Annotated in this window: 18 protein-coding genes; 15 read left to right on the top strand and 3 right to left on the bottom strand. The window is 64.3% G+C overall.

Features of this window, described 5'->3' with window-relative positions; translation table 11 throughout:
- Positions 1-70: 70 nt before the first annotated feature.
- From cobW to MJ205_RS05350, 4 genes are all read left to right on the top strand, one after another.
- Positions 71-1,147 carry a cobalamin biosynthesis protein CobW gene (gene cobW, locus MJ205_RS05365; protein WP_239811524.1) on the top strand — a complete coding sequence of 359 codons (1,077 nt, stop codon included), beginning with the start codon at positions 71-73 and terminating at the stop codon, positions 1,145-1,147.
- Positions 1,147-4,956 carry a cobaltochelatase subunit CobN gene (gene cobN, locus MJ205_RS05360; RefSeq protein ID WP_239811523.1) on the top strand — a complete coding sequence of 1,270 codons (3,810 nt, stop codon included), beginning with the start codon at positions 1,147-1,149 and terminating at the stop codon, positions 4,954-4,956. Before cobW ends, cobN begins: the two co-directional genes overlap by 1 nt.
- Positions 4,953-6,047 carry an ATP-binding protein gene (locus tag MJ205_RS05355; protein WP_239811522.1) on the top strand — a complete coding sequence of 365 codons (1,095 nt, stop codon included), beginning with the start codon at positions 4,953-4,955 and terminating at the stop codon, positions 6,045-6,047. The genes cobN and MJ205_RS05355 overlap by 4 nt, the downstream gene beginning before the upstream one ends.
- 131 nt (positions 6,048-6,178) lie before the next feature.
- Entirely contained in the window at positions 6,179-6,685 is a 507-nt protein-coding gene (locus MJ205_RS05350; protein ID WP_239811521.1) for a vWA domain-containing protein, read from the top strand.
- A 365-nt stretch (positions 6,686-7,050) separates the two neighbouring features.
- On the opposite strand, the gene MJ205_RS05345 is transcribed toward MJ205_RS05350, so the two are convergent.
- Both MJ205_RS05345 and MJ205_RS05340 read right to left on the bottom strand, forming a co-directional pair.
- On the bottom strand, positions 7,051-7,929 hold the full coding sequence (locus MJ205_RS05345; RefSeq protein WP_239811520.1) for an HNH endonuclease: 879 nt from the start codon (positions 7,927-7,929) through the stop codon (positions 7,051-7,053).
- Between the two features lie 238 nt (positions 7,930-8,167).
- Positions 8,168-9,160 carry an HNH endonuclease gene (locus tag MJ205_RS05340; RefSeq protein ID WP_239811519.1) on the bottom strand — a complete coding sequence of 331 codons (993 nt, stop codon included), beginning with the start codon at positions 9,158-9,160 and terminating at the stop codon, positions 8,168-8,170.
- Between the two features lie 669 nt (positions 9,161-9,829).
- Between MJ205_RS05340 and MJ205_RS05335 the strand changes: the two genes are divergently transcribed.
- The 3 genes from MJ205_RS05335 to MJ205_RS05325 all read left to right on the top strand — a co-directional run bounded on the left by MJ205_RS05335 (position 9,830) and on the right by MJ205_RS05325 (position 16,947).
- Positions 9,830-11,977 (top strand): TonB-dependent receptor family protein, encoded by a 2,148-nt coding sequence (locus tag MJ205_RS05335; protein ID WP_239811518.1) that lies wholly within the window; start codon positions 9,830-9,832, stop codon positions 11,975-11,977.
- An 83-nt stretch (positions 11,978-12,060) separates the two neighbouring features.
- Positions 12,061-14,232, top strand: a complete 2,172-nt coding sequence (locus MJ205_RS05330) for a TonB-dependent siderophore receptor (RefSeq protein WP_239811517.1) — start codon at positions 12,061-12,063, stop codon at positions 14,230-14,232.
- A gap of 42 nt (positions 14,233-14,274) precedes the next feature.
- Positions 14,275-16,947, top strand: coding sequence for a PepSY domain-containing protein (locus MJ205_RS05325; protein WP_239811516.1), 2,673 nt, complete (start codon positions 14,275-14,277; stop codon positions 16,945-16,947).
- A gap of 151 nt (positions 16,948-17,098) precedes the next feature.
- On the opposite strand, the gene MJ205_RS05320 is transcribed toward MJ205_RS05325, so the two are convergent.
- Entirely contained in the window at positions 17,099-18,031 is a 933-nt protein-coding gene (locus MJ205_RS05320; protein ID WP_239811515.1) for a LysR family transcriptional regulator, read from the bottom strand.
- Between the two features lie 160 nt (positions 18,032-18,191).
- On the opposite strand from MJ205_RS05320, the gene kduD reads away from it, so the two are divergent.
- The 8 genes from kduD (at position 18,192) to MJ205_RS05280 (ending at position 24,987) form a co-directional block, all read left to right on the top strand.
- Positions 18,192-18,968: a 2-dehydro-3-deoxy-D-gluconate 5-dehydrogenase KduD gene (kduD, locus tag MJ205_RS05315; RefSeq protein WP_239811514.1), complete on the top strand. Its 777-nt coding sequence runs from the start codon at positions 18,192-18,194 to the stop codon at positions 18,966-18,968.
- Between the two features lie 28 nt (positions 18,969-18,996).
- Positions 18,997-19,983: a Bug family tripartite tricarboxylate transporter substrate binding protein gene (locus MJ205_RS05310; protein ID WP_239811513.1), complete on the top strand. Its 987-nt coding sequence runs from the start codon at positions 18,997-18,999 to the stop codon at positions 19,981-19,983.
- Between the two features lie 38 nt (positions 19,984-20,021).
- Positions 20,022-20,774: an SDR family oxidoreductase gene (locus MJ205_RS05305; RefSeq protein ID WP_239811512.1), complete on the top strand. Its 753-nt coding sequence runs from the start codon at positions 20,022-20,024 to the stop codon at positions 20,772-20,774.
- Between the two features lie 60 nt (positions 20,775-20,834).
- On the top strand, positions 20,835-21,452 hold the full coding sequence (locus tag MJ205_RS05300; RefSeq protein ID WP_239811511.1) for a glutathione S-transferase family protein: 618 nt from the start codon (positions 20,835-20,837) through the stop codon (positions 21,450-21,452).
- A gap of 3 nt (positions 21,453-21,455) precedes the next feature.
- Positions 21,456-22,238 carry a 3-oxoadipate enol-lactonase gene (pcaD, locus tag MJ205_RS05295; protein ID WP_239811510.1) on the top strand — a complete coding sequence of 261 codons (783 nt, stop codon included), beginning with the start codon at positions 21,456-21,458 and terminating at the stop codon, positions 22,236-22,238.
- A 38-nt stretch (positions 22,239-22,276) separates the two neighbouring features.
- Entirely contained in the window at positions 22,277-23,044 is a 768-nt protein-coding gene (locus MJ205_RS05290; protein ID WP_239811509.1) for an enoyl-CoA hydratase/isomerase family protein, read from the top strand.
- Between the two features lie 129 nt (positions 23,045-23,173).
- On the top strand, positions 23,174-23,980 hold the full coding sequence (locus MJ205_RS05285; protein ID WP_239811508.1) for an alpha/beta fold hydrolase: 807 nt from the start codon (positions 23,174-23,176) through the stop codon (positions 23,978-23,980).
- A gap of 38 nt (positions 23,981-24,018) precedes the next feature.
- Entirely contained in the window at positions 24,019-24,987 is a 969-nt protein-coding gene (locus MJ205_RS05280; RefSeq protein ID WP_239811507.1) for a Bug family tripartite tricarboxylate transporter substrate binding protein, read from the top strand.
- Positions 24,988-25,333: the final 346 nt, after the last annotated feature.

The raw sequence follows: 25,333 nt of genomic DNA, 5'->3' as shown, positions 1-25,333 counted from the left end.
CGCACCACGCCCACCGGCCCCGCCCCTGGCTTGCCCGGCAGCCCGCCCCCCTTTCCTTGGAGACCTCCCCATGCGCACCAGCCAGAAGATCCCTGCCACCATCGTCACCGGCTTTCTGGGCAGCGGCAAAACCACCTTGCTGCGCCACATCCTGTCCAACGCCAATGGCCGCCGCATCGCGGTGATCGTCAATGAGTTCGGCGAGCTGGGCATCGATGGCGAGATTCTGCGCGGCTGCGGCATTGGCTGCGATGACGACGGCACCGAGCAGGCCGGCCAGCTCTATGAACTGGCCAATGGCTGCATGTGCTGCACCGTGCAGGAAGAGTTCTACCCCGTGATGCGCAAGCTCATCGAGCGCCGTGGCGATATCGACCACATCCTCATCGAGACCAGCGGCCTGGCACTGCCCAAGCCCCTGGTGCAGGCCTTCAACTGGCCCGAGATCAAGAACGCCTGCACGGTCGATGCGGTGATCACCGTCGTCGATGTGCCCGCCGCCGCAGCCGGCCAGTTTGCCGCCAACCCCGCTGCGGTCGATCTGCAACGCAAGCAGGATCCCAACCTCGACCACGAATCGCCGCTGCACGAGCTGTTTGAAGACCAGCTCATCTCCGCCGACCTGGTGGTGCTGAGCAAGCTCGACCAGGCCAGCGCCGCCGACCGCGCCGCCGTCGAGGCGCTGGTGCGCGAAGACATTCCACCCGCCGTCAAGATCGTCGCCGCCGACCATGGCCGCATTGACCTGGATGTGGTGCTGGGCCTGTCCAGCGCGTCCGAGGAAAGCATCGAGTCGCGCAAGGGCCACCATGAGCACGAAGCCGGCCATGTGCATGACGAGCACGACCATGATGATTTCGACTCCGTCGTCGTGCAGCTGGGCGAGGTGGACCGCGAAGCACTGCTGGCCCAGCTGGCCGAGGTGGTTGCCGAGCAAACCGTCTACCGCATCAAGGGCTTTGTGGCCCTGCCCGGCAAGCCGATGCGCCTGGTGGTGCATGGCGTGGGCAAGCGCTTTGACAGCTACTTTGACCGCCCATGGCGCGCCGATGAAAAGCGCGGCAGCCACCTGGTCTTTATCGGCCATGACCTGGACGAGGCAGCGATCCGCGCCCAGCTCGCCGCCAGCCCGGTCGGAGCGCGCTGATGCATTTGCTCGCGGTCCAGCCCGGTGGTTTTGTCGACGACGAGGCCTTTGTCTCCAGCCTGGGGCAAAGCCCGGCCGACATCGTGATCCTGAGCGCCGCAGACACCACCCTGGCCCTGCTCGCGCACGCCTATGCGCAGCTGCGGGCCGGCATGGATGGCGAGCAACTGCCCAGCGTGCGGCTGGCCAATCTGATGTACCTGCGCCAGCCCGCATCGGTCGATCTGTATGCCGATGAGGTGCTGCAGCATGCCAAGCTCATCATCATCGACCACCTGGGCGGCGAGAGCTACTGGCCCTATGGCACCGAGCGGGTCATGTCGCTGTGCCGCGCCCACAAGATTGCGCTGGCCATGTTCTCGGGCGACAGCAGCGAGGATTTGAACCTGCTGCAAAAAAGCACGGTGCCGCAGCAAGACTGCCGCACCTTGTGGCGCTACCTGCGCGAAGGCGGCCTGGCCAATGCGCGTGAGCTGTTCCGTTTTGTCTGGCACGGCCTGCTGGGCGGCCCGCATGCGGCGCTGCCGCCGCGCCCTCTGCCAGCGGTGGCTGTGTACCACCCCACCAGCGACGAGGCCACGGCCGCCACCTGGCAGCAGCCGGGCCCGCTGCAGTGGCAGCCCGGCGCGCCAGTGGTCATGGTGCTGTTCTACAAGGCACACCTGCAGTCGGGCAACACCCAGGTGTTTGCCGATCTGTGCCAGGCCTTGCTTGCCCAAGGCATGAACCCGCTGCCGCTGGCCCTGCAGTCGCTCAAGGAGGCAGGTTGCCTGGCGGCCCTGCAGGCGCTGTGCGCCAGCGAAGAGGTCGCGCTGATCCTTAACACCACTGCTTTCTCGCAGGCTTCGCTCGATACCCCGGGCGACCATGCGCTGGCCGGCGATATCCCCGTGCTGCAGCTGATCCTGTCGGGCAGCAATGAGCAGACCTGGCTGGACAGCACCCATGGCCTGCAGCCGCGCGATATTGCGATGCATGTAGCAATGCCCGAAGTCGATGGCCGCATCATCACGCGGGCCATCAGCTTCAAGGGCCTGGCTCACCGCAGCGATTTGACGCAATCGGACGTCGTGCAGTACCAGGCCCATCCCGAGCGCATGGGCTTTGTCGTGGAACTGGCCCAGCGCTGGTGCCAGCTGCGCCGCAAACCCAATGCCGACAAGCGCCTGGCCTTGGTGCTGGCCAACTACCCCAGCAGCGAAGGCCGCATTGGCAATGGCGTGGGGCTGGATACCCCCGCCTCCGTGATCGAAATCCTGCGCGCGCTGGCGGCCGATGGCTATGCCGTCGATGCGATGCCTGCCGACAGCCAAGCGCTGATGGACTTGCTGCAGCAAGGCATCACTAATGCGCCCGATTCCTGGGCCACGCGCGCCGCCTGGCAAAGCCTGAGCCTGGACGACTACCTGCAGTACTTCAGCACCCTGCCAGCGGCCAACCAGCAAGCCATCACCGAGCGCTGGGGCGGGCCCGCGCAAGACCCGATGCTGCGCGAGGGCCGCTTCATGGTGTCCGGTCTGCGCCTGGGCCAGATCTTTGTCGGCGTGCAGCCGGCACGCGGCTACCAGCTCGATGCGCTGGCCGCTTACCACGACCCCGACCTGGTGCCACCGCACTACTACCTGGCCTTCTACCACTGGCTGCGCAGCCAGTGGCAGGCCGATGCGATGGTGCATGTGGGCAAACATGGCAACCTCGAATGGCTGCCCGGCAAGAGCGTGGCGCTGTCGGCCAGCTGCTGGCCCGATCTGGTGCTGGGCCCCCTGCCCCACCTCTACCCCTTTATCGTCAACGACCCCGGCGAAGGCACGCAGGCCAAGCGCCGTGCGCAGGCGGTGATCATTGACCACCTGATGCCCCCGCTCACCCGTGCCGAGAGCTATGGGCCCACGCGCGATCTGGAGCGCATGGTGGACGAGTACTACGAGGCCGCGACGCTGGACCACAAGCGCGCGCAAATCCTGCGCCAGCAGATCCTCGCCCACATCGTGCAGCACGATCTGCACCAGGACCTGGGCCTGCAAGCCCCCGGCAGCGACGAGGAAGAGCAGCAGCTGCTCAATCGCACCGATGCCTACCTCTGCGAGCTGAAAGAAAGCCAGATCCGCGACGGTCTGCATATCTTCGGCGTCTCGCCCGCCGGCCGGCTGGAGACCGACACCCTGCTCGCGTTGGCGCGCCACCCGGTGGGCGGTGGCAAGGGTGCGAACCAAAGCCTGGTGCGCGCACTGGCCCACGACCTGGGCCTGGACGTTGACCCGCTCGATGCCGACTGGGCCGCTGCCTGGACCGGCCCGCGCCCCGCCCTGCTTCAAGACCTGCAGGACCAGCCCTGGCGCCACCACGGCGACACGCGCGAGCGCCTGGAGCTGCTGGCCTTGCAGATCCTGGCCCCAGGCGCCGCCTTGCCGCCCGCACTGGCCGAGCTGGCCGATGGCCACACCCAGGCCGTGCTGCGCCGGGTGCAGCAGGATCTGCGCCCGCGCCTGGCCGCCTGCGGCCCGCAAGAGCTGCAGCAGCTGCTGCGCGGCCTGGCGGGGCGCTTTGTGCCCGCCGGCCCCAGCGGCGCGCCCACACGCGGCCGGCCCGATGTGCTGCCCACCGGCCGCAATTTCTTCTCGGTCGATACCCGGGCCATCCCCACGCAAACCAGCTGGGGCATGGGCTTCAAATCTGCGCAATTGCTGGTCGAGCGCTATACCCAGGAGCATGGCGAATACCCCGTCACCATCGGCCTGTCGGTGTGGGGCACGGCCACCATGCGCACTGGTGGCGACGATATCTCGCAGGCCTTTGCGCTGATGGGCGTGCGCCCCACCTGGGCCGATGGCAGCTGGCGGGTCAGCGATTTTGAAGTGCTGCCGCTGCATGTGCTGGGCCGCCCCCGGGTGGATGTGACCTTGCGCGTCTCGGGCTTTTTCCGGGACGCATTCAGCAATGTGATTCGCCTGTTTGACGCCGCCGTGCAAAAAGTGGCGGCGCTGGAGGATGAAGACGCCACGCAGAACCCGATCCGCGCCCGCGTGCTGGCCGAGGCCGCGCAGCTGCAGCAGCAGGGGCTGGACGCCCGGGAGGCGCGCCACCAGGCGGGCCTGCGCGTGTTTGGCGCCAAGCCCGGCAGCTATGGCGCCGGCCTGCAGGGCCTGATCGACAGCGGGCAGTGGCAAAGCGATGAAGACCTGGCCACCGCCTACCGCAACTGGGGCGCCTATGCCTACGGCCAGCACGACGAAGGCAGCCAGGTGCCCGAGACCTTTGTGCGCCGCCTGTCCGAGATGCAGCTGGTGCTGCACAACCAGGACAACCGCGAGCACGATGTGCTCGACTCCGGCGACTACTACCAGTTCCAGGGCGGCATGGCCGCTGCCGTGCGCCACTACAGCGGCCAGCAACCGGCCATGTACTTTGGCGACCACAGCAACCCCGAGTCGCCGCGCATGCGCAGCCTGCAAGAAGAGATCAGCCGCGTGGTGCGCTCGCGTGCCACCAACCCCAAGTGGATCGAGGGCGTGCAGCGCCATGGCTACAAGGGCGCGTTCGAGATTGCCGCCACGGTGGACTACCTCTTCGCCTTTGATGCCACCGCCCGCGTGGTGCGCGATGACCAATATGCCCGCGTGACCGATGCCTTTGTCGCCGATGCCACGACGCGTGCCTTTATGCAGCAGCACAATCCGCAGGCCTTCCACGGCATGTGTGAACGCCTGCTTGAAGCGATACAGCGCGGCCTGTGGCAAGAGCCTGGCGACTACCCCCAATTGCTGGAGACCCATTTGCTCGACACCGAACACCTGCTGGAGATGCGATGAGCGCCCCCACCGATCTGCATTTTCCCTTCAGCGCCATCGAAGGCCAGGCCGCACTGCAGCAGGCCTTGCTGCTGCTGGCGGTCGATCCGCAACTGGGCGGCGTACTGGTCGAAGGCCCGCGCGGTACCGCCAAATCCACCAGCGCCCGCGCGCTCGCCGAGCTGCTGCCCAGCGGCCATTTTGTCAACCTGCCGCTGGGCACCACGGAAGAACAACTGCAAGGCGCGCTGGATCTGGAGGCCGCCTTGCAATCGTCTGCCGTGCAGTTCCGCCCCGGCCTGCTGGCCCAGGCGCACCAGGGCATTCTGTATGTGGACGAGGTCAACCTGCTGCCCGATGGCCTGGTGGACTTGCTGCTCGATGTCAGCGCCAGCGGCACCAACCGCATCGAGCGCGATGGCGTCTCGCACCAGCATGCCGCGCGCATTGCGCTGATTGGCACGATGAACCCCGAAGAAGGCCAGCTGCGCCCGCAGCTGCTGGACCGCTTTGGCCTGTTTGTGCGCCTGCCCAATGTGCCCGATGTGGACACGCGCAAGCGCATCGTGCGCACCCGCATGGCCTTTGATGCCGACCCGGCCCAGTTCTGCGCCCAGCATGCGGAGGCACAGGCCCGGCTGCGCGCGCAGATTGCGGCGGCAAGGCAGCAGTTGGCCAGCGTCGTCTGGCCCGATGCCGTGTTTGATGCCGTTGCGCAGCTGTGCCAGCAATCCGGTGCCGAAGGCGTACGTGCCGACCTGGTGATGCTGCGCGCCGCCCGCGCCCAGGCAGCGCTGGCGGGCCATGACCAGGTGAGCCTGGCCGATGTGCAGGCCGTGGCCGAGTTGGCACTGGCCCACCGCCGCAGTGCCGATGCGGCGCAGCCGCCATCGCCCAGTGGCCAGGCCAACGATCCCAACGGTCAACAAGACCAACAGCAGCAGCAGCCGCAACGGCAACAGCCCAACCAGGCACCAGCCAGCAATACGGACGCCGCCAGCAGCAGTGCCAACCACAGCCAGCCCGATGGCTGGGGCGGCATGGCCGCGCCGCGCCACACCGGTATCGAGCCCGTCAAGGCCCTGCGGCCCTTTACCGCAAAAAAAGCCTGACGCGCCTCAGCCTGGCCGGCAAGGCCAAGCTGGGGCGCGCGCAGAGCACGCAGCGCGCCGGCCGCCTGCTGGCAACGGCCAGCCAGCGCATCGACTGGCCCCGCAGCCTGGCCGCCAAAGGCCAGGCGCCATTGGCGCGCCCGCACCTGCGCTACCGCAAGCAGCCGGCCGGTGCGCAGCTGATGCACTGCGTGCTGCTCGACACCTCCGCCTCCATGCTGCGTGGCCAGCAGCTCGCCCGCGCTAAGGGCTACCTGCAGGCCATTGCCGCGCAGGCCTACCGCCAACGCGACAAGCTCTGCGTGCTGGGCTTTAGCGGCGACAGCGCCTATGTGATCCAGGCAGGGGCCAAGGCGCAGGCCTTTAACGACGGCTGGATCCGCCCGATTGCCGGCGGCGGCGGCAGCCCGCTGGCCAGCGCCATCAGCCTGCTGGAGCGCCTGCTGCAGCACGCCCGCCGCCAAGGCCCCGTGCATGCCTGCGTCTGGCTGCTGACCGATGGCCGCTTTGCCCAGGTGCCCGAGCGCCCCCACGGTGCCGGGCAGATCACCGTCGTCGGTTTTGACCAGGGTGGCCTGCCCTTGCAGCTGAGCCAGCGCCTGGCAGCGCGCTGGCACGCGGATTGGGTGTCGGCCTGAGCCAGTGCGTTGCACCGCCGTAGCATCTCATTGACCTTACAAATCCTCTTGCTGCATGCGAATGGAGAACCGACGCTCACCCTGTTGTCGGTTATTTGTGCGTGTCGGTTCTCCGTGAGGTTTGAATTTTTCTCACTGAAGTTTGAACTTGGGGCGCTTTGAGCTCACCCAGAGGGCGTGCCGGAGCGACTTTCAGCCTGTCGCGACCCCTGAGCTTGCAGTGAGCTGCTGTTTCGCTTGGTCAATTTGAAGGTGGGATGGCTGCTATCGGCCAGGAGCAGACATTCATGGCTTGCCTTCACCTGCCCATTCGGAGCCAATGAGCGAAGGCGTGTAGTGAAAAATGGGGGGACGGCAAGGCAGTGCTACCTCTCGCGATTGAGAGCGCCGTGCGCACGGTATGCGAGAGCGCGATAGGACATTCTCTGGACCAACCTATTTTCAATCACTACTGCATGACCGAGATCATTTTGATCCGCAACAGGATGAACGAAAGGGAAGTTATCTGTATTTGCTTCAATATTCAGCGTGGCTACAAACTGACCTAAAACGCCTACGGTCACGCCGATGTTGACCGGGCCAGGCACGAAGTATATGCAAGAGCCACCAACCATTCCGCACAGAAACTCCTCCACAGCAACTTGCTGTAAGTCTTTTTCCTCTGGCAGGAGAAATTCCTCCACAACCTTGAGTTTGAAGGCAGAAAAATCTTGTTCTTCAGGGTTGCCGTTATAGTGCATGAGTGCGCGTACTTCAGCATGGTTTACATTGTGACGAAACCAATCACCGAACAAGAGGTATCCGGCTGCTAACGCGACTTTAGAGGCAAACCTGATTCGACTAAAGCGCTGCAAGTGAAATGAACTGATAAACGGTTGGCCAGCGGTCTCCTCTGGACCTAGGATACGGTTCTCGATGGGATCAAAAACACGGAGTCCGTTTTCCCCTTGAAACTCAATTTGGACTGGCCGCTTTTCTTCGCCCATGGTGGCATACTTACTCCGTACACTTGGCGCTCGCTTGCTGTGCCCTCGCGCATCAAAGTGACGGCGGCGAAATGCAATCAAGAAGTCGTTTGCAAGCGCACCATCAATCTTGGCCCCCGCACGAGAGTTAAAGTCTCGGGACACCGGCAGGCAGAAGTCGTCTGATCCGCCTAGTGAAAGAGGAAAAATGTGTTCCTTATTCGTTAGCGAACGCTCGACATCCTGATCTGTATAAGGGCAATAAATGGAGTCTGGCATAGGAGCTAACGTTGGATTCAAGCTACGGCGAGCCATCTGCTTTGAACGAATTTTTAGATGTTAGTGCGAAATATATCGAACGTGGCGACCGACCGCAACGGGTTGATCTGGATGCCTGCTCAAACATCAATCTGGCTAGTTAAAGGGGTATGACAGACCGCGCTATAGAGTTGATGGATGAATGTCTCTTGTGGGGCGTTCTGATGCGACTGCCTACCGGCCAAGAGTGGCTGATTTTTTACTGGAAAAGCTGAATACGAATTCGCTCAAGTGCCGCATCAACTTTATCGTTCCATCCTTCTGATAAATCCAGTACGAGACTCAGCTCAAAGCGTCCGTCTACAGGATTGGCACCAAGGGTTTGTGCAAAGAATGCAGGCAGCTTTGCTGCCTCATCAATAAATCGCCCTGCAGTTCCTGCTAATAAGTCTTGAAGCTCTTCAAATATTTGATCTAAAAATGCGAATCTTATGGACTCTTCCCATCTCAGAGCACTTTGGCACACTTCACTGTATAGCCGAGCCGTTGCGACTATTGCAGCATCATTTCCGGGAACACCCGGAGCACCCCAGGCAATAGAAAATTCCTTATTAATAATCTCAACCAAGGAGTGCGCAATAGTTCTTATTTCTTTCAGCTTTATCCCAATCCAAGAGAAGAAATCTTCTTTGGTTACTCTGGTGCTAGGGAGTGTGTAAAGCTCTTTTTTTAAAGCATTCCAGCGATGGAGCACGGGCTCCATCTCAAATCTTAAAACCTCAGCTGTTAGGCGATACTCCCAAAGGTCACCCTTCTCGAGAATCAAACGCTCGGATAGGTAGCTAAGACGACCAAATTCTTCGAGGTGGCGATCTTCAAACTTTTTTCTAATCAGCGCAGATGTTTTCCCGACCTTCTCCGCAATAACTTGCTCATGCGCACGTTGCCATTCAAATAAAAGACCTGAAGGATATTTTCCCGGGTCATCATCAATCAACTTGTGGCAGTTCCCACAAAGCCAGATTGCATTGGTGATTGCACTTCGGTCAACTGAGGTCATCGTCGGCTCGTAGCGAGCAGAGCCTGGATTAGCACCGTAGATATGGGCAGCTTCGCCTACATTGACTGAATCATGTGGGTCGTCAGATGGCCCACTGGTAAGGGCGCCGCAGTCTGGATTAGCGCACTGATTGGCTGATCGTCTCGCAAGGGTTGCAATGACAGCTTGTTTGAATCTATCTTCAGTTGCCATGCTAATGAGTTTTTATGTGGAATAAGATCGCAGTATTTTTGCAATTTGTTGATTTTATTCAATAAATTACAGAAATGTGACAGCTAAGGGGAAAAATCACGAAATCTCCCCCTATTTGAGCATCATTTGTACTCGGAGCCTGAACTCAATGACCGCTTTGGGTCGCAAGCCGCCATCGGGACGAGCTCGGCCAAGTGGGTAGGATCTTTACGCAAGCCGCCCTCCACCAGTCCGTTCGCAGAGCACGCTTGGATTGGCCTGTAGGACCTTTGCAAGAGTCTGAGAATGGCTGGATCAAACGTTATCACTGATTCTGCAAATGTCCTTGATCTACAAGGACACGCATTTGCAAGAGCCATGAGATCCTAGAGCTGAATGGCGCCGAAGCAAGGATGACGTCCTGTTGTCCACCCCGCCCGGCACCCTGCTACGAGTAGGGAGATGCCCCGCTTAGTTGCCCCAAAGCAACATACCGGCATAGGCCGCAAGTAGGTATTCACACGGGATCGCCGCTTTTTCGGCGCCAGCGGGGCCGGACGTGTAGGACAAGCCCCGCTTTTAAATACAATTCGTTCTCATTCCTAACATCCATCCCCTGGCCAACCTCGCTGCGGCGCCTCTGACTGGCGCCGTTGTGCTGTGCCCGCCTCGTTGTTCGCTGCCCTCACCATGTCCGCATTTCCCAGCACCTCGCGCAAGCCATCGGGCCCCCGTCCAGCCCTGAGCCAGATCACCGCAGCCGTCCTGATCAGCCTGGCACCCGCTGCCAGCGTGCTTGCCCAGACGGCCGATGCTGCGGCTGCAGCGGCTGCCGATGACGAGCCAGCCGCAGAAAGCACCTTGGAAACCATCCAGGTCTCCGGCGATCTGCTGGGCAGCGGTCTGCAGAACCAGCTCAAGACCTTTGCGGGGGCACGCACCATCGTCGACAAGGATGTGATCGAGAACAGCGGCGCCGCCAGCATTGGCGATGTGATGCGCCGCATTCCCGGCGTGCAAAGCAGCGACAACTCCGGCACCGCAGGCAGCGCGGTGTCGCTCAATATCGGCGTGCGCGGTTTGACCGGCCGCTACTCGCCCCGCTCCACCGTGCTGCTCGATGGCGTGCCGCTGGCCGTGGCGCCTTACGGCCAACCCCAGCTGTCGTTTGCCCCGGTGAGTCTGGCCAATATCGAATCCATCGATGTGGTGCGCAGCGGCGGCGCGGTGCGCTACGGCCCGCAAAACGTGGGCGGCATCATCAACTTCAACACCCGCGCCATCCCCACCAGCAAGGACATCACCGGCGATGTGACCCTGCGCTACAACGGCTTTGGCAAGGGCGGAGAGAACAACACGCTCTACAGCACCTTCCTGGGCTCTCAACTGGACAACGGCCTGGGCTGGGCACTGCTGTACTCGGGGATGACGGGCTCCGAATGGCGCAAGGACAGCGATGAGCGTTTGAACGACGTCGCGCTGAAGTTCCGCTATGCGCTCTCGGGTACTTCCGAGGTCTACGGCAAGCTGTCTTACTACGATGTGCGCTCCAACACGCCTGGCGGGCTGACGGTGGCCCAGTACAACGCCAACCCCTTCCAGAACACCCGCCCCACCGACATGTGGGATGGCGAGCGCAAGGGCCTGGACCTGGGCTATATCAACACCCTGTCGGACACGCAAGAGTTCGAGATCCGCGCGTACTACAACGACAGCGCGCGCTCCAGCCGCCTGATCAACGCCGCGCAGACCCAGATCAACTACCAGCCGCGCAACTACCAGACCCTGGGCATAGAGCCCCGCTACACCCAGCGCTTTGCGCTGGGCAGCAGCAGCCATGACGTGACCGTGGGCTACCGCTACATCCGCGAGCGCGGCGACGACAACAGCAGCCTGCTGAACCTTGCCACCGGCGTGATGGGTGCCACTACCTCGTTCGACAATGCCACCGATGCCCATGCCGGTTATATCGATGACCGCATCGCGATCGGCGCCTGGCGTATTACCCCCGGCGTGCGCTTTGAGCACATCCAATCCGAGCGCGATGACCGCAGTGCCGGGCAAAGCTTTGACACGCGCAACAACAAGTGGCTGCCCTCGGTCAGCGTCTCTTACCTCGTCAACCCCGCCCTCACGCTGTTTGCCAACTACACCACCTCGTTCGGCCCGGTGCAGAACCTGCAGCTGAACTCGCAAACCGCCGCCAACCCGCTGCGCCCCGAAGTCGCCAAGACCAAGGAGGTGGGTGCCCGCTGGCAAGACAAGCAGTGGCGCGCCGAGGCCACGGTGTTTGACCTGCGCTTTGACAACCAGATCCTGCAGACGCCCGGCGTCGTGCCGGTCACCTTTGCCAATATTGGCGCCACCAAGCACCAGGGGCTGGAGCTGGCACTGGAATACCGCTTTGACAAGGCCGGCGCGCTGGCGGGCACCACCGTCTACGGTAACTACACCTATACCAAGGCGATCCAGCAATCCGGCACCACCGCGGGTCTGGACGTGCCTTTCTACGCCCGCAATACCGACACCGTCGGCGTGCGCTATGAGCGCGATGCCTGGGGCTTCAACCTGTCGACCACGCACCAGAGCAAGCAATACGCGGACCTGGCCAACACCGAGGCCGAATCGGCCAATGCCAATGTGGGCCGCATCCCCGGCTTTCGGCTGTGGAACGCCCAGGTCAGCTGGAAGGTGCCGCAGTACAAGGGCAGCGAAATCATGGTCGGCGTGAACAACATCGCCGACCACCGCTACTACACCCGCAATGTCGACGGCAACCCCGGCCGCATGGTGGGCGCGCCGCGCACCTTCTATGTCCAGGGCCGCTACGCGTTCTGATCCACCCATACCCGGCCTCTGCAAAACAAGACCCTCGATACGGGTCTTTTTTGCCGGCGGCCCCGCCTGTTTGTGACCCTGTGATGACCCTTTCCCGCACCTCCGCCCGCTCCGTTTCCATCCACCCGCTGAGCTGCTTCAGCGCCATCCCGCTGGCGATCTCGCTGGCCATCGCCGCCTGGCCTGCAGCCGCCCAAACCGTGCCCGATGCAGCAGCCCCCGCCCCGGCCGCTGAGGCCGTGCTGCCCCAGGTCATCGTGCAAGAGAAGGCGCAGGAAGTGGGCTACCAGCCCAAGCGCGCCACCACGGCCACCCGCAGCGATGCCGCGCTGCGCGATGTGCCCCAGGCCATTGCCGTGGTGCCCGCGCAGGTGCTGCAGGACCAGCAGGTGCGCTCCATCGACGAGGCGCTCTACAACGTCAGCGGCATCACCCAGGCCAACACCCTGGGCGGCACGCAGGATGCGGTGATCAAGCGCGGCTTTGGCTTCAACCGCGATGGCTCCATCCTGCGCGATGGCATCCGCACCGTGCTGGCCCGCAACCTCACCTTCACGACCGAGCGGGTCGAAGTGCTCAAGGGCCCCAGCTCGGTGCTCTACGGCACGATGGACCCGGGCGGCGTGATCAACATGGTCACCAAGAAACCCCAGCTCAGCTTTGCCGGCCAGGTGGGCGCCTCGCTGTCGAGCTACGGCGGCGGCGGTGCCTCGGTCGATCTGACCGGCCCCCTCGGCGAGCAAGGCCTGGCCTACCGCTTCATTGCCGACACCAGCGATGTCGACTACTGGCGCAACTTCGGCAAGAACCGCCAGACCGTCATCGCCCCGTCGCTGGCCTGGTATGGGCGCGACACCTATGTGCGCATGTCCTACGAGCACACCGACTACGAGCAGCCCTTTGACCGGGGCACCGTGATCGACAGCCGCACCGGCCGCCCGGTGGCCACCGACCGCCGCGAGCGCTTTGACGAGGCCTACAACCGCACCCTGGGCGATTCGGACTTCTTCACCGTGCAGGCCCAGCACCGCCTGAACACGCAGTGGAAGCTCAATGCCGCCTACAGCTACAACCGCAACGGCTATGACGACTACCAGGCCCGGCCGGTGTCGCTCAACCCCACGACCGGCATCCTCACGCGCCGGCCCGATGGCACGCGCGGCGCACTCAGCCAGCAGCATGTAGGCCAGATCAACCTCGAAGGCAAGCTGCAGGCGGGCGGCATGGCGCACGAGATCCTCGCTGGCTTCGACGCCGAGGACAGCAATATCTTCCGCCGCGACATCATCCGGGGCAGCAACAGCGGCGGCTTCAATGTCTACGACCCGGTCTACGGCAACCTGCCCAACGCCACCAGCATCGACGAAGCGCAAAGCGCCCAGAGCGACAAGATCCGCCAGCAGGCGCTGTTCGCGCAGGATTCGATCCGCCTGTCGCCGCAGTGGCTGCTGCAGCTGGCCGGGCGCTGGCAGCACTACGACCAGATAGCCGGCAAGGGCCGGCCCTTTGTGGTGGGCAGCGAATCGGATGGCAGCAAGTTCGTGCCGCGCGCCGGCCTGGTCTGGCAGCCCAGTAGCGAATGGTCCATCTACGGCAGCTACAGCGAATCCTTCAAGCCGCAAAGCAGCATTGGCAATGTCATCGGCACCCTGCCGCCCGAGACCGCCAAGGCCTGGGAGCTGGGCACCAAGTGGGAGTCGCCTGCCGGCATCACCGCCACTGCGGCGCTCTACGACATCCGCAAGCGCAACGTGGTGGTCAGCGAGACCATCGACGGCCAAAGCTATGCCCGCGCCGTCGGCGGTGCCCGCTCGCGCGGCCTGGAGCTCGATGCCGCCGGCCGCCTGGGCAAGCAGTGGCAGCTGATCGGCACCTATGCCTATACCGATGCCGCCGTGACCGACGACCCGCAATACCAGGACAACCGCCTGGCCAATGTGGCCCGCCACACTGCCTCGCTCTTTGCCGCCTATGATTTTGCTGCCAGCAGCAGTGGCCGCTGGCGTGCCGGCGCCGGCCTGCGCCATGTGGGCCGCCGCGCCGGTGATGCGGCCAACAGCTTCAACAACGCCGGCTACACGGTGGCCGACAGCTTTGTGAGCTGGGAGCGCCCCTGGAGCGGCCGCATCGTCAAGCTGCAGCTCAACATCAAGAACCTGTTCGACAAGAACTATGTGAGCTCCTCGGGCAGCCCCATCTATGTGTCCCTGGGTGAGCGCCGCCAGGCCGTGCTGCGCGCGGTCGTCGATTTCTGATCCATCGCCGACAATCAGCAGCTATTGATAACAAAGACAGGCATGTGGAGTTTTAAAAATATCTGGTTCCAGATCCACTGGCTGATCGGCATCACCGCAGGCACGGTGCTGATCGTCATTGGCCTCACCGGCGCGACCTATTCCTTCCAGGAGGAGGTGCTGGACTGGGCCAACCCCGGCACCGCCAGCGTGCCGCTGCAGCCCGGTCCGGCACTGACGCCGCCCCAGCTGGTGGCAGCGCTGCAGGCCGCAGGCGAGCAGCGCCGCATCGACCGCATCACCTTGTATGCCGAGCCCGGTCGCAGCGCCCAACTGGCCTTTGTGCCAGAAAAAGGCGAGCGCCGGGGCCAGAGCGTCTACCTCAACCCCTACACCGGCGCGCTGCTGCCGGCCCAGCGCGGCCGCGAATTCTTTGAATGGAACGAACGCCTGCACCGCTGGCTGCTGCTGCCGCGCGACGATGGCAAGCCGATCACCGGCAGCCTCTCGCTGTGCCTGCTGCTGCTGTCGCTGTCAGGCCTGTACCTGCGCTGGCCGGCCAGGCCACTGTCCTGGCGCAGCTGGCTCACCTTCAACGTGCGGCGCAAGGGCCGGCCGTTTCTCTGGGGCCTGCACTCGGTGGCCGGCACCTGGGTGCTGGTCGTCTATGTGATGCTGACCCTCACCGGCATGTACTGGGCCTTTGATGCCGTGCGCACGCCAGTGGACCGCTGGATGGGCGCACCGTCCCGCGCGGCCGCCCGCGCCGAGCAATCGGCCGCGCAAGAAGCCGCCCGCAAGGCCCCGCCGCTGGAGCTGGCGCCAGCCACCCTGGAGCCTGCCTGGCAAGGCTTTGCGCAGCTGGCCAGTGGCTGGCAGTTCGTGCAGATGCGCCTGCCCCAGCGGGCCGACCAGCCGCTGCAGTTCAGCTGGTGGGCGGCCAACGCCGCGCATGACCGCGCCCGCAACCAGCTCAGCCTGAACCTCGATGGCGCGGTGCTGCGCGATGACCGCTTTGCCGACCTGCCCGCAGGCCGCCGTGCGCTGGCGGCGATCTTCCCGCTGCACACCGGCACCTATTTTGGGATCACGGGCCGCATCATCGTCACCGTTGCGGCGCTGATGATGCCGTTGTTTGCCATCACCGGCTGGCTGCTCTACCTGCAGCGGCGCCGCAGCTCGCGCGCCGCCGGCCAGGCCCAGCGCGCGCTGCTGGCGGGCGATGGCCCGCAGCCAAGCCCCGCCACCGGTGCCCCCGCTGGCGCCAGCATTGCCGTGGTCTATGCCAGTCAGGCAGGCCATGCCCAGCAACTGGCGGTGCGCACCGTCGCGCGCCTGCGCAGCGCAGGGCTTGCCGCGCAGCTGCTGCCCGCTGCCAGCCTGGACATGGCCCAGCTGCAGCCGCAGCGCCAGCTGCTGTGGGTGGCCAGCACCTTTGGCGAAGGCCAACCGCCCGACAGCGCCCGCCGCCTGGCCCGCCTGCTGCAACAAACCGAAGGCAAGCCCCTGGCCCACCAGCGCTTTGGCATGCTGGCCCTGGGCGACCGCCAGTACAGCCAGTTCTGCGGCTTTGGCCTGGCACTGGCTGCGCAGCTCGAACGCCTGGGCGCCCAGCCCGTGTTCGCCCCGATCACGATGGACGCCGAAGACGACGCCGCCTGGCAGGCCTGGCTGCAGGCCCTGGCTGCGCATTGGGGCGTGAACGCCGCGCCCGCCACGGCAGCAGACAATAACGCCGCCAGCGTGGCCGACTCCGATGCGCCCGATGCCCTCTTTCTGCCCGCCCAGCTGATCAGCCGCCACCACCTCAACCCCGGCAGCAGCGGCCAGCCGCTCTACCAGGTGGAGCTGGCCTTGGCGCCCGGGCAATCCTGGCAGTGGCAGGCCGGTGCGCTGGTCGAGGTCAAGGCCGCCCATGCGCCCGCCCAGGTCGATGCCTGGCTGCAGGCCCACCAGCTCGACGGCAACGCCGCCGTGCAGTGGCGGGGCAGCGCCAGCAGCCTGCGCGATGCGATCAGCGCCTCCGAGCTGCCCACGCTCTCGGCCCCTGCCACATCGGCCCAGGCTGTGGCCGACCAGCTGCATCCGCTGGCCCCGCGCAGCTACTCGCTGGCCTCCTTGCCCGCCGATGGCCGCATTCGCCTCTATGTGCGCCAAACCCTGCGCGCGCAGCCAGGCGCTGCGGCGCAGCTGGGCCTGGCCTCGGGCTGGCTCACCGCGCATGCGCCGCTGGGCAGCAGCATCGCGCTGCGCCTGGTCGACAACCCGGGTTTTGCGCCATTGCCCGGCGATGCGCGGCCTGCGATCTTCATGGGCAATGGCTCGGGTTACGCCGGCCTGCGCGGCCACCTGCGCCACCGCATCGCCCAGGGCCAGTTCGACAACTGGCTGGTCTTTGGCGAACGCCGCCGCGCCCACGACTCCTATGCCGAAGACGAGGTCTGCGTCTGGCAGGCCCATGGCCAGATCGCACGTGCCGACTATGCCTACTCGCGCGACGCCTGGGATGCCAGCCACCAGGCCCCCGGCCAAGGCCCGCACCGTTATGTGCAAGACGCCCTACGCGTTGCCGCCGAGCCCCTCAAGGCCTGGCTGGCCCGGGGCGCTGTCATCTACGTCTGCGGCAGCTATGACGGCATGGCCACCGGCGTAGACCAGGCACTGACCGAGCTGCTCGGTGAGGACGGGCTGAACGCCTTGATCGACGAGGGGCGGTACCGGCGGGATGTGTACTGAGCCGGATACGGCAGCAGACGGACTGCAGCGTAGATAAAAAGGCGTGGGCCCTCAGGTCCACGCCTTTGTGCTTTATGCGTACAGGTGCGTGCATGGTGCAGCGCCCACCCCGGTGCGCAGTTCAACAGCGCCGCAAGACACACATCCGTTTTCAGGTGTTTTCCCGGCCCGTCGTCCCCCAGGCGCCTTGCTCTGCCAGGTCTTCCACGATGCCGCGTAGCGCGCGCGCCACTTCTCTGGTCGCCAAGGTGGACGGCCGCTGCGTCGTCAGCTGCAACGTCAGCCAACGCTCAATGGAAGGCTGGGTGATCACACTGGCCTGCAGCTGCCCGTTTTGCAGCTGCGGCACAACCGCATGAAACGGAATGATCGTGTAGCAGCCTCCGCTGGCCACCAGCTGGAGCTGCACCTGTATCGAGTTGGCCTCGATGACAGGGTTGAGCCGTATGCGCCTGCGGTGGGCCAGGGCTTCCAATGCGACGCGCAGCGCACTCGGTGCCGAAGGGAGCACCAGCGGCAGGCCGTCGAGGCTGTCAAACGGCAGCTGCGCGCTGCTGGTGAGCGGGTCGCCGTGGCAGGCAATCAAACAGGCATCCACCGGCGCGAGCAGGTCCTGGTTCTGGGGGATACCCTTGCCATAGTGAAACACCACGGCCACGTCGATCTTGCCTTGGTCCAGCCACTCCTCCAGTTGCCCCGTATAGCCCTCATACAACGCCAGCTTGACCTGCGGAAAGCGGGACTTGACCTCGTGGAACAGCTGGTTGGCAATGACCATGGCCACTGTGGGCAGCAGGCCCAAGCGGACCTCGCCCGAGGGGATACCCGCCATCGACTGCGCCTCCGCCCGCATGCCTTCGGCTTCGGCCAGTATGCGCTGCGCGCGGGGCACCAGGCGCCGCCCCAGCTCACTGGGCACGACGCCACGGCCCGTGCGGTGGAACAAGCTCCCCGCGCATTCACGCTCGAGCTGCGCAATTCTTCTGCTCAGCAGCGAGGCGCTGGTGTCCATCACCGCAGCAGCCCGCGTCAGGCTGCCCTGCTCCAAAACCGTAAGAAAAAGTTTGAGTCCCTCCGTGTCCATCTGCCTCACTCCTTAGTAGGTGGATTCAACCAGTCTCAGGTGTGCAAATTGTGCAAATCTGATTGACGTTTCATTGCGTTGCTCGCTCTGCGCGGTTGGTTAAGACTGCGTCTATCCATCTGACGCCAGATGCAGATATCTCTACCAAGCAGGGGACTCCATGAACACAGCCGCATCGCCCGCATCCGCTTTTAGCCTCCAGGGCAAAGTCGCCATCGTCACCGGTTGCGGCGGTGGCCTGGGCCAGGGCATTGCCCAGGGGCTTGCCCATGCCGGTTGCGACGTGGTGGGTGTCGATCTGAAAGACATCACCGAGACGCAGCACCTGGTCGAATCCGAAGGCCAGCGGTTTCTGGGGCTGAGCAACGATATCTCCCAACTGCCCGAGATCGACGCCGTCATCGCACAGGCGGTTCAGGCCTTCGGCCACATCGATGTACTGGTCAACAACGCCGGCGCCATCCGGCGCGGCGATGCGCTCAGCTTCTCGCAAGCCGACTGGGACGAGGTGATGGATCTCAACATCCGCACGGTGTTCTTCTTTTGCCAGGCCGCTGCCAAGCAATTCATCGCGCAAAAGACCGGCGGCAAGATCATCAACATCGCCTCCATGCTGTCGTTCCAGGGCGGCATCCAGGTGCCGTCCTATACCGCCTCCAAAAGCGCGGTAATGGGCCTGACGCGTTTGCTGGCCAACGAATGGGCAGGCATGAACATCAATGTCAACGCGCTGGCGCCCGGCTACATGGCCACCCCGATGAGTGCCGACCTGCGCAGCGATACGGCACGCAACCAGGCCATCGTCGAGCGCATTCCCGCCGGCCGCTGGGGCACTCCGCACGACATGGCCGGGCCGGCTGTGTTCCTCGCCTCCAGCGCGGCCGACTATGTACAGGGCTACACCATTGCCGTCGATGGCGGCTGGCTGTCCCGCTAATCCACGCTGTGCACAGCCAAAGCCCAGCATGCCCATACCAAAGCCGCTCCGCCTCGCACCCTTCATCCTCGCCTGCATCATGGCCAACACCTGCCTGCCGGCGCTGGCCAGTGATTTCCCGGCGCGCCCGGTGCGCATCGTCGTGCCAGTACCTGCAGGCGGGCCGATGGACGCGATGGCACGCGCGCTGGCGACCGAGCTGGCGGCTACCTGGCAACAGCAAGTAGTGGTGGACAACCGCCCCGGCGGCAACGAGATCATTGCGGCCAACCTCGTGGCCCATGCACCCGGCGATGGCCACACCCTGATGCTCGCCAGCGACTCCACGCTGTCGCTCAACCCACAGCTCTACACCCAGCTGCCCTATGACCCCGTCAACGGCTTAACACCCGTCGGCCGGGTGGCCGTCTCACACATGGTGCTGGTGGTGCCGCCCTCGCTAGGCGTGCGGAGCCTGGATGCGTTCATTGCACACGCCAAAGCCCATCGTGGCGAAATCGCCTATGGCTCAACCGGGCTGGGCAATATCACCCACCTGTCGATGGAATGGTGGGCGCAGCAAGCAGGCATCCAAGTCCTCAACGCCCCGTACCAAGGCCTGGCGCCCGTCATCACCGGGCTGCTGGGCAACCAGGTGCAAGCGGCATTCGGCGCCGTGTCGGTCCTCGCCCCCTATGTCGACAGCGGCAAGCTGGTCGCACTCGCAGTGTCCGGGCCGAACCGCGCCCAATCCTTGCCCCACGTTCCGACCTTCAAGGACTCAGGCTTTGCCGATTTCGAAGCCAGTTTTTACATGGCCATCCTGGCGCCGGGCAAGTTGCCCACGCAGCTCAGAGACAAGATCAGCCGGGACATCCAGGCCATCACCGCCAGAGGCGATTTCCAGCAACAGCACATGGCCCCGTACGCGCTCCATGCGGTCAGCGAAACGCCAGCCCAGTTCAAGCACTACCTGCAGCAGGAGCGCGCTGTCGTGCAAAACAAGGTGAGGCTCTCGGGCGTGAAGCTGAACTGAACACCCCCACCGATTACCCCACAACAACCAGGAGCAGCATGATCGATTTCCATGGAAAAACCGTTCTGATTACCGGCGCGGGCGGGGGCATTGGCGCAGCCACTGCCCAGCTCCTGCACCGGGCGGGCGCCCAGCTGGTGCTGACGGACCTGAGCGCAGAGGTGCTCAAGCCCACACTGCAGGCCTTGGCAGAGCAAGGCGCATCCACCGACCGCATCCTGGCCTTGCCGCTGGATGTCTGCGACGCCAAAGCATGCTCCTCTGTGCTGGCCCAGGCGGCTGCCCGATTCGCCGGTATCGACAGTGTCATCCACTGCGCCGGCATCTATATCTACCGCGAAGGCCTCGTGGCCGACTTAAGCACGGAGCAATGGCAGCGCATGCTGCGCGTCAACCTCGATGGCTGCTTTCATCTGTGCCAGGCCGCCATCCCGCACCTGCGGCCCCACAGCGCCATCGTTTTGGTGGCATCCGTTGCCGCCAGCCGTGGCAGCGCCATGCATGCCGGTTATGCCGCCGCCAAAAGCGGTGTCATCGGCCTGGCCAAAAGCCTGGCGTTGGAGCTGGCCCCTGCCACCCGCGTCAACGTCATCTCTCCCGGCTTGATCAACACCGCCATGGCCAGCGCCATGGTGGCGCACCGGGGCAGTGCCGTCAAAGACGCCATCCCGCTGCAACGCTTTGGTGAGCCTGAAGAAGCCGCCTCGGTCATCGCCTTCCTCTGCTCCGGCATGGCCAGCTATGTGACGGGCGAAACCATCAACGTCAATGGCGGCATGTACATCGGCTGAATCGCCAGCCGCGCCGCCGCCTGCCCCTTGGTCCAGTTGCTCCCTACTCTGCTTTATTCCATGCCACTCCAACTCATTGGCTCCCATGCCAGCCCCTACACCCGCAAGGTCCGGGTGGTACTCGCTGAAAAAAACATCCCCTTTGAATTCACAATCGGCGACGTCATGGCGGAGGATTCCCCCATCTTCCAGTTCAACCCCTTGGGCAAGATCCCCTGCCTGGTGCTTGAAGACGGCACTCCGCTCTACGACTCTGCGGTGATCGCCGAGTACCTCGACGCCCTCTCCGACCGGTGCCCGCTCATTCCCGCGCATCCGCGCCTGCGCGCCGACGTTCGCTGCTGGGAGGCGCTGGCCAATGGCGTGCTCGATGCCGGCATCCTCGTGCGCTGGGAGGCCCATGTCCGTGAAGCGCATTTGCGCGACGCCAGCTGGACCCACCGGCAAAACACCAAGATATCCCACGCGCTGGCCACCATGTCAGAGCAGCTGGGCGAGCAGCGCTTTTGCATGGGCGATGTCTTCACCCTGGCTGATATTGCCGTGGGCTCCACGCTGGGCTGGCTGCTGTTCCGTTTCCCTGAGCTGGACTGGCCCAGCCAGCTGCCCAACCTGGCATCGCTGCACCAGCGGCTGCTGCGGCGCCCCTCGTTCTCCAACACCTTGCCCCGAGTCTGAAACATGCCCACTGTCCACCTGAACCACAGCCACATCCATTACGCGTTTGACGAGACGGCCGGCGCAGACAAGCCGGTACTCGTGCTCTCCAACTCGCTGGGCACCAGCATGGCCATGTGGGAGCCGCAGCGCCCGCTCTTCGCCCACTACCGTGTGCTGCGCTATGACACCCGGGGCCACGGCGCCTCGTCCGGCGAGCCGGGGCCTTACACGATGGCGCAACTGGGCCAGGACGTCATCGCGCTGATGGACCATCTCGGTATTGCCAAGGCGCATTTTTGCGGGCTGTCAATGGGCGGCATGGTCGGCATACACCTGGCCATCCACGCAGCCGATCGCTTTGACAAGCTGGTGCTGGCCAACACCAATGCCCATACCGCCTCGCCGCAGTTTTGGCAAGCGCGCATCACCATCCTGCGCAGCGAGGGCGGCATTGCCAACATTGCCGATGGCGTGATGGCACGGTTCTTCTCGCCCGAATTCACCCTCTTGCATCCCGATACCGTCGCACGTTTCAAGGCCGACATGCTCGCCACTTCTCTTGCGGGCTACACCGCCTGCTGCGCCGCTATTCGCGACATGGATTTTCGCGCCAGCCTGCCCAACATTGCCCATCCCGTGCTGGTCATCGTGGGCAACAAAGACCAAGCTGCCCCACCAGAGCACGGCCAGTTCCTCGCAAACCAGGTGCAAAGCGGCGCAGTGCTGGCGCTGGATGCCGCGCATATCTCCAACGTCGAAGCCGCTGACGCGTTCTCGCAGGCGGTGCAACGGTTTCTGGGTTGACACGCAGCGCTGCCCCCCACCAGGAAAGGCCCACCACCATGAGCAAATTTGCGTCCTATGCGGATCAGTATTCGATGATCAAGATGCGCCGCGAAGATGGCATCCTCGAAATGCGCTTCCACACCGATGAGGGCCCGCTGCACTGGAGCCTGGAGCCCCATGCGCAACTGGAGCAGGCCTTTCTGGATGTAGGGCGCGACCCGGACAACGAGATCATCATCCTCACCGGCACCGGTGATACGTTCAGCGGCCCGCGCGTCGGCGCCGAAGGCCACAACCACAAGCGCAAACCAGTCACCCCTACCGAGTGGTACCCGATTGGTTGGGAAGGCAAGCACCTGCAGATGAACCTGCTCAACATCGAGGTGCCCGTCATCAGTGCCATCAACGGCCCCGCCTACCGCCATGCCGAAATCCCGCTGCTGAGCGACATCACTATTGCCTCAGACACCGCTGCGTTCCAGGACTCGGCCCACTTCACCGCCGGCTTGCTGCCCGGTGATGGCGTGCATGTCGTCTTTCCCCACCTGATGGGTGCCAACCGAGGGCGCTATTTTCTGCTCACCGGGCAGACGCTGAACGCCGAGCAGGCGCTGGCCTGGGGCCTCGTCAATGAGGTCGTCGCGCCGCAGCAGGTCTTGCCGCGCGCCTGGGAGCACGCGCGCTTGCTGATGCAGCAAACCCCGTTGCTGCGGCGGCATGCCCGCGTGCTGCTGACGCATGGCCTGAAAAAAAAGATGCACGACCTGCTGGCCTACGGCCTGGCCCTGGAAGGCTTTGCCGCGTCACAGCAAAAAACTGCCTAGCCTGCAGGCCCAGCGTGCTTTCTACAACGGCGCGTTGAACCCGGCACCCACGCAGGCCCTCCGCCAAGGCCCCGCTGGTCCCCTTCTGCCAACGGCGCTGCCCTTTCACCACGGTCCACCACAAGCCCTATGCCCTTCCCCGCCACCACCGCCAAAGTCATCCATCCCGGCCCCGCCACGCTTGCCTACTTCGACGAAGGCAGTGGCCCGGCGCTGGTTCTGCTGCCATCGGTGGGGCGCGGCCCGGCGGATTTCGACCAGCTGACCCGCCTGCTGGCCGCAGAGGGCTTGCGCATCATTCGCCCGCTGCCGCGCGGCATTGGCGCGAGCCAAGGGCCCATGCAGGGGCTCAACCTGCATGACCTGGCAGCCGATGTCGCAGCAGTGATCGAGGCCGAGGCCCTGGCACCTGTGGCGGTGGCGGGCCATGCCTTTGGCAACTTTGTCGCCCGCACCCTGGCCACTGACCGGCCCGAGCTGGTGCGCGGTGTCGCCCTGCTCGCAGCATCTACCGGCAAGACGCCCGATGGCGGCTCTCCGTTCGACCCCGACGTGCTGCGCTCGGTCTACGCGAGCGGCGACCTGTCGTTGCCCACGGTGCAACGCCTCGAACACCTCCGCCATGCGTTTTTTGCGCCAGGCCATGACCCATCGGTATGGCTGGAAGGCTGGCATCCCCAGACCAAGGCCATGCAGCGGGAAGCCGAGGCCGCCACACCGGTCGATGACTTCTTTGCCTGTGGCAGCGCACCCATTCTGGATCTGCAGGCCGCGCAGGACACTGTTGCGCCGCGCCGCCTGGCGCAGTTTCTCCGGCAAAGCCTGGGCGAGCGGGTGACCATCCAGGTCATAGACAACGCCGGCCACGCACTGGTGCCCGAGCAACCCGAGCAGGTCTGCCAGGCGCTGGCAGCCTGGATCAAACGCTTGCACTGAAGCGGCTGCACCGATCCACCGTCCCCAGGAGACCACCGATGAAAACCATCCCGACATTGATTCTCAGCGCTGCATTGGCGGCGATGGCCGGCTCCGCCCTGGCGCATGCATGGCCCGCCAAGCCTGTCAGGCTGGTTGTATCCCAGCCTCCCGGCGGCACGATGGACATTGTCTCGCGCCAGATCGCCGATCAGCTCGGCAAGGTGCTGGGCCAACCCGTCGTGGTCGACAACAGGCCTGGCGCGAACGGCATCATCGCCACCCAGCAGGTTGCCCGCGCTCCCGCTGACGGCTATCTGCTGATGATGGGCACCGGGGCCACCCACACGATCAACCCCTATATCTACCCGAAGGTAGGTTATGACCCGGTCAAGGACTTCACACCCGTCGCCAACCTGGTGAGCGCGCCCAACGTGATTGCTGTCCATAGCCGTGTACCTGCCACCGGTCTCCAGGCCCTGATTGATGCGGCCAAAACCAAGCCGGGCGCACTGAACTACGCCTCCCCGGGTGTCGGCGGCACGGGCCAGCTGACGATGGAGCTGCTCAAGGCATCGGCGGGCATCGACATCACGCATATTCCCTACCCCGGCATTGCCGCATCCGTGCAAGACACCATCGCCGGCCGCACCGAGATCGTGGCGCTGCCCCCCACCGCGTTGCTGGCGCATTTTCAGTCGGGGGCGCTGCGCCCCTTGGCGGTCACCAGCCCGCAGCGAACGGCCTTGCTGCCCGATGTTCCCACCGTGGCAGAGTCTGGGTTCCAAGGCTTTGAGGGGGTCGCCTGGTTCGGTATCCTGGGCCCCGCCGAGCTGCCGCCAGAAGTTGTCAACACCCTGCAGCAAGGCCTGCGACAGGTGATGAACATGCCCGCGCTGCGCGAGCGCCTGGCATCCCAGGGCCTGGACATCATCTACTCGGAGGGCGCCGCCTTCGCCAGCTATATGCAAAAAGATGCAGACCGCTGGAAAGAAGTCATCCGCCTGTCTGGCGCGAAGGTCGAATAGACAGCGGCGACGGCTTCCCATTCACCCGCGCCGCCAAAGCCACATTGCGCGCATCGCCATACAGGCCAACGCCGGTGCAGGCCGGCAGATAACGATTGTTGGACAGCTACTTTAGCTTCAGCACAACGGGGAGGAGCCCATTGTTCGGCTATGACTTAACAAACCGTTGGCAGGTCTGTCGAAAGCAGAGACGCGCTTGCTGGCTGCCGCCGGACAGGTGCATGCCGCAGCCCATCCAGCGTGGATGCGTGGATACTCGGCCGGTGCTGAAGGCCATGGCGGGAAAAACGTAACAAACGCAGATCAGAGGCCTAGCCATGTGTTGTCCACCATCAGCCATGGCGGC

The organism is Comamonas sp. B21-038 (genome assembly GCF_022387135.1).
GTDB lineage: Bacteria > Pseudomonadota > Gammaproteobacteria > Burkholderiales > Burkholderiaceae_C > Comamonas > Comamonas sediminis.
Note: the sequence above shows the minus strand (reverse complement) of the source record. Positions and strands in the feature narration are given on the sequence as shown.

Bases quoted from the DNA above. Each gene is read 5' to 3' on its own strand.
- MJ205_RS05340 (WP_239811519.1), bottom strand. From the start codon at position 9,160: ATGGCAACTGAAGATAGATTCAAACAAGCTGTCATTGCAACCCTTGCG.
- MJ205_RS05305 (WP_239811512.1), top strand. From the start codon at position 20,022: ATGATCGATTTCCATGGAAAAACCGTTCTGATTACCGGCGCGGGCGGG.
- kduD (WP_239811514.1), top strand. From the start codon at position 18,192: ATGAACACAGCCGCATCGCCCGCATCCGCTTTTAGCCTCCAGGGCAAA.
- MJ205_RS05285 (WP_239811508.1), top strand. From the start codon at position 23,174: ATGCCCTTCCCCGCCACCACCGCCAAAGTCATCCATCCCGGCCCCGCC.
- pcaD (WP_239811510.1), top strand. From the start codon at position 21,456: ATGCCCACTGTCCACCTGAACCACAGCCACATCCATTACGCGTTTGAC.
- cobW (WP_239811524.1), top strand. From the start codon at position 71: ATGCGCACCAGCCAGAAGATCCCTGCCACCATCGTCACCGGCTTTCTG.
- MJ205_RS05300 (WP_239811511.1), top strand. From the start codon at position 20,835: ATGCCACTCCAACTCATTGGCTCCCATGCCAGCCCCTACACCCGCAAG.
- MJ205_RS05325 (WP_239811516.1), top strand. From the start codon at position 14,275: ATGTGGAGTTTTAAAAATATCTGGTTCCAGATCCACTGGCTGATCGGC.
- MJ205_RS05290 (WP_239811509.1), top strand. From the start codon at position 22,277: ATGAGCAAATTTGCGTCCTATGCGGATCAGTATTCGATGATCAAGATG.
- MJ205_RS05320 (WP_239811515.1), bottom strand. From the start codon at position 18,031: ATGGACACGGAGGGACTCAAACTTTTTCTTACGGTTTTGGAGCAGGGC.
- MJ205_RS05310 (WP_239811513.1), top strand. From the start codon at position 18,997: ATGCCCATACCAAAGCCGCTCCGCCTCGCACCCTTCATCCTCGCCTGC.
- MJ205_RS05345 (WP_239811520.1), bottom strand. From the start codon at position 7,929: ATGCCAGACTCCATTTATTGCCCTTATACAGATCAGGATGTCGAGCGT.
- MJ205_RS05330 (WP_239811517.1), top strand. From the start codon at position 12,061: ATGACCCTTTCCCGCACCTCCGCCCGCTCCGTTTCCATCCACCCGCTG.
- MJ205_RS05335 (WP_239811518.1), top strand. From the start codon at position 9,830: ATGTCCGCATTTCCCAGCACCTCGCGCAAGCCATCGGGCCCCCGTCCA.
- MJ205_RS05355 (WP_239811522.1), top strand. From the start codon at position 4,953: ATGAGCGCCCCCACCGATCTGCATTTTCCCTTCAGCGCCATCGAAGGC.
- MJ205_RS05280 (WP_239811507.1), top strand. From the start codon at position 24,019: ATGAAAACCATCCCGACATTGATTCTCAGCGCTGCATTGGCGGCGATG.
- cobN (WP_239811523.1), top strand. From the start codon at position 1,147: ATGCATTTGCTCGCGGTCCAGCCCGGTGGTTTTGTCGACGACGAGGCC.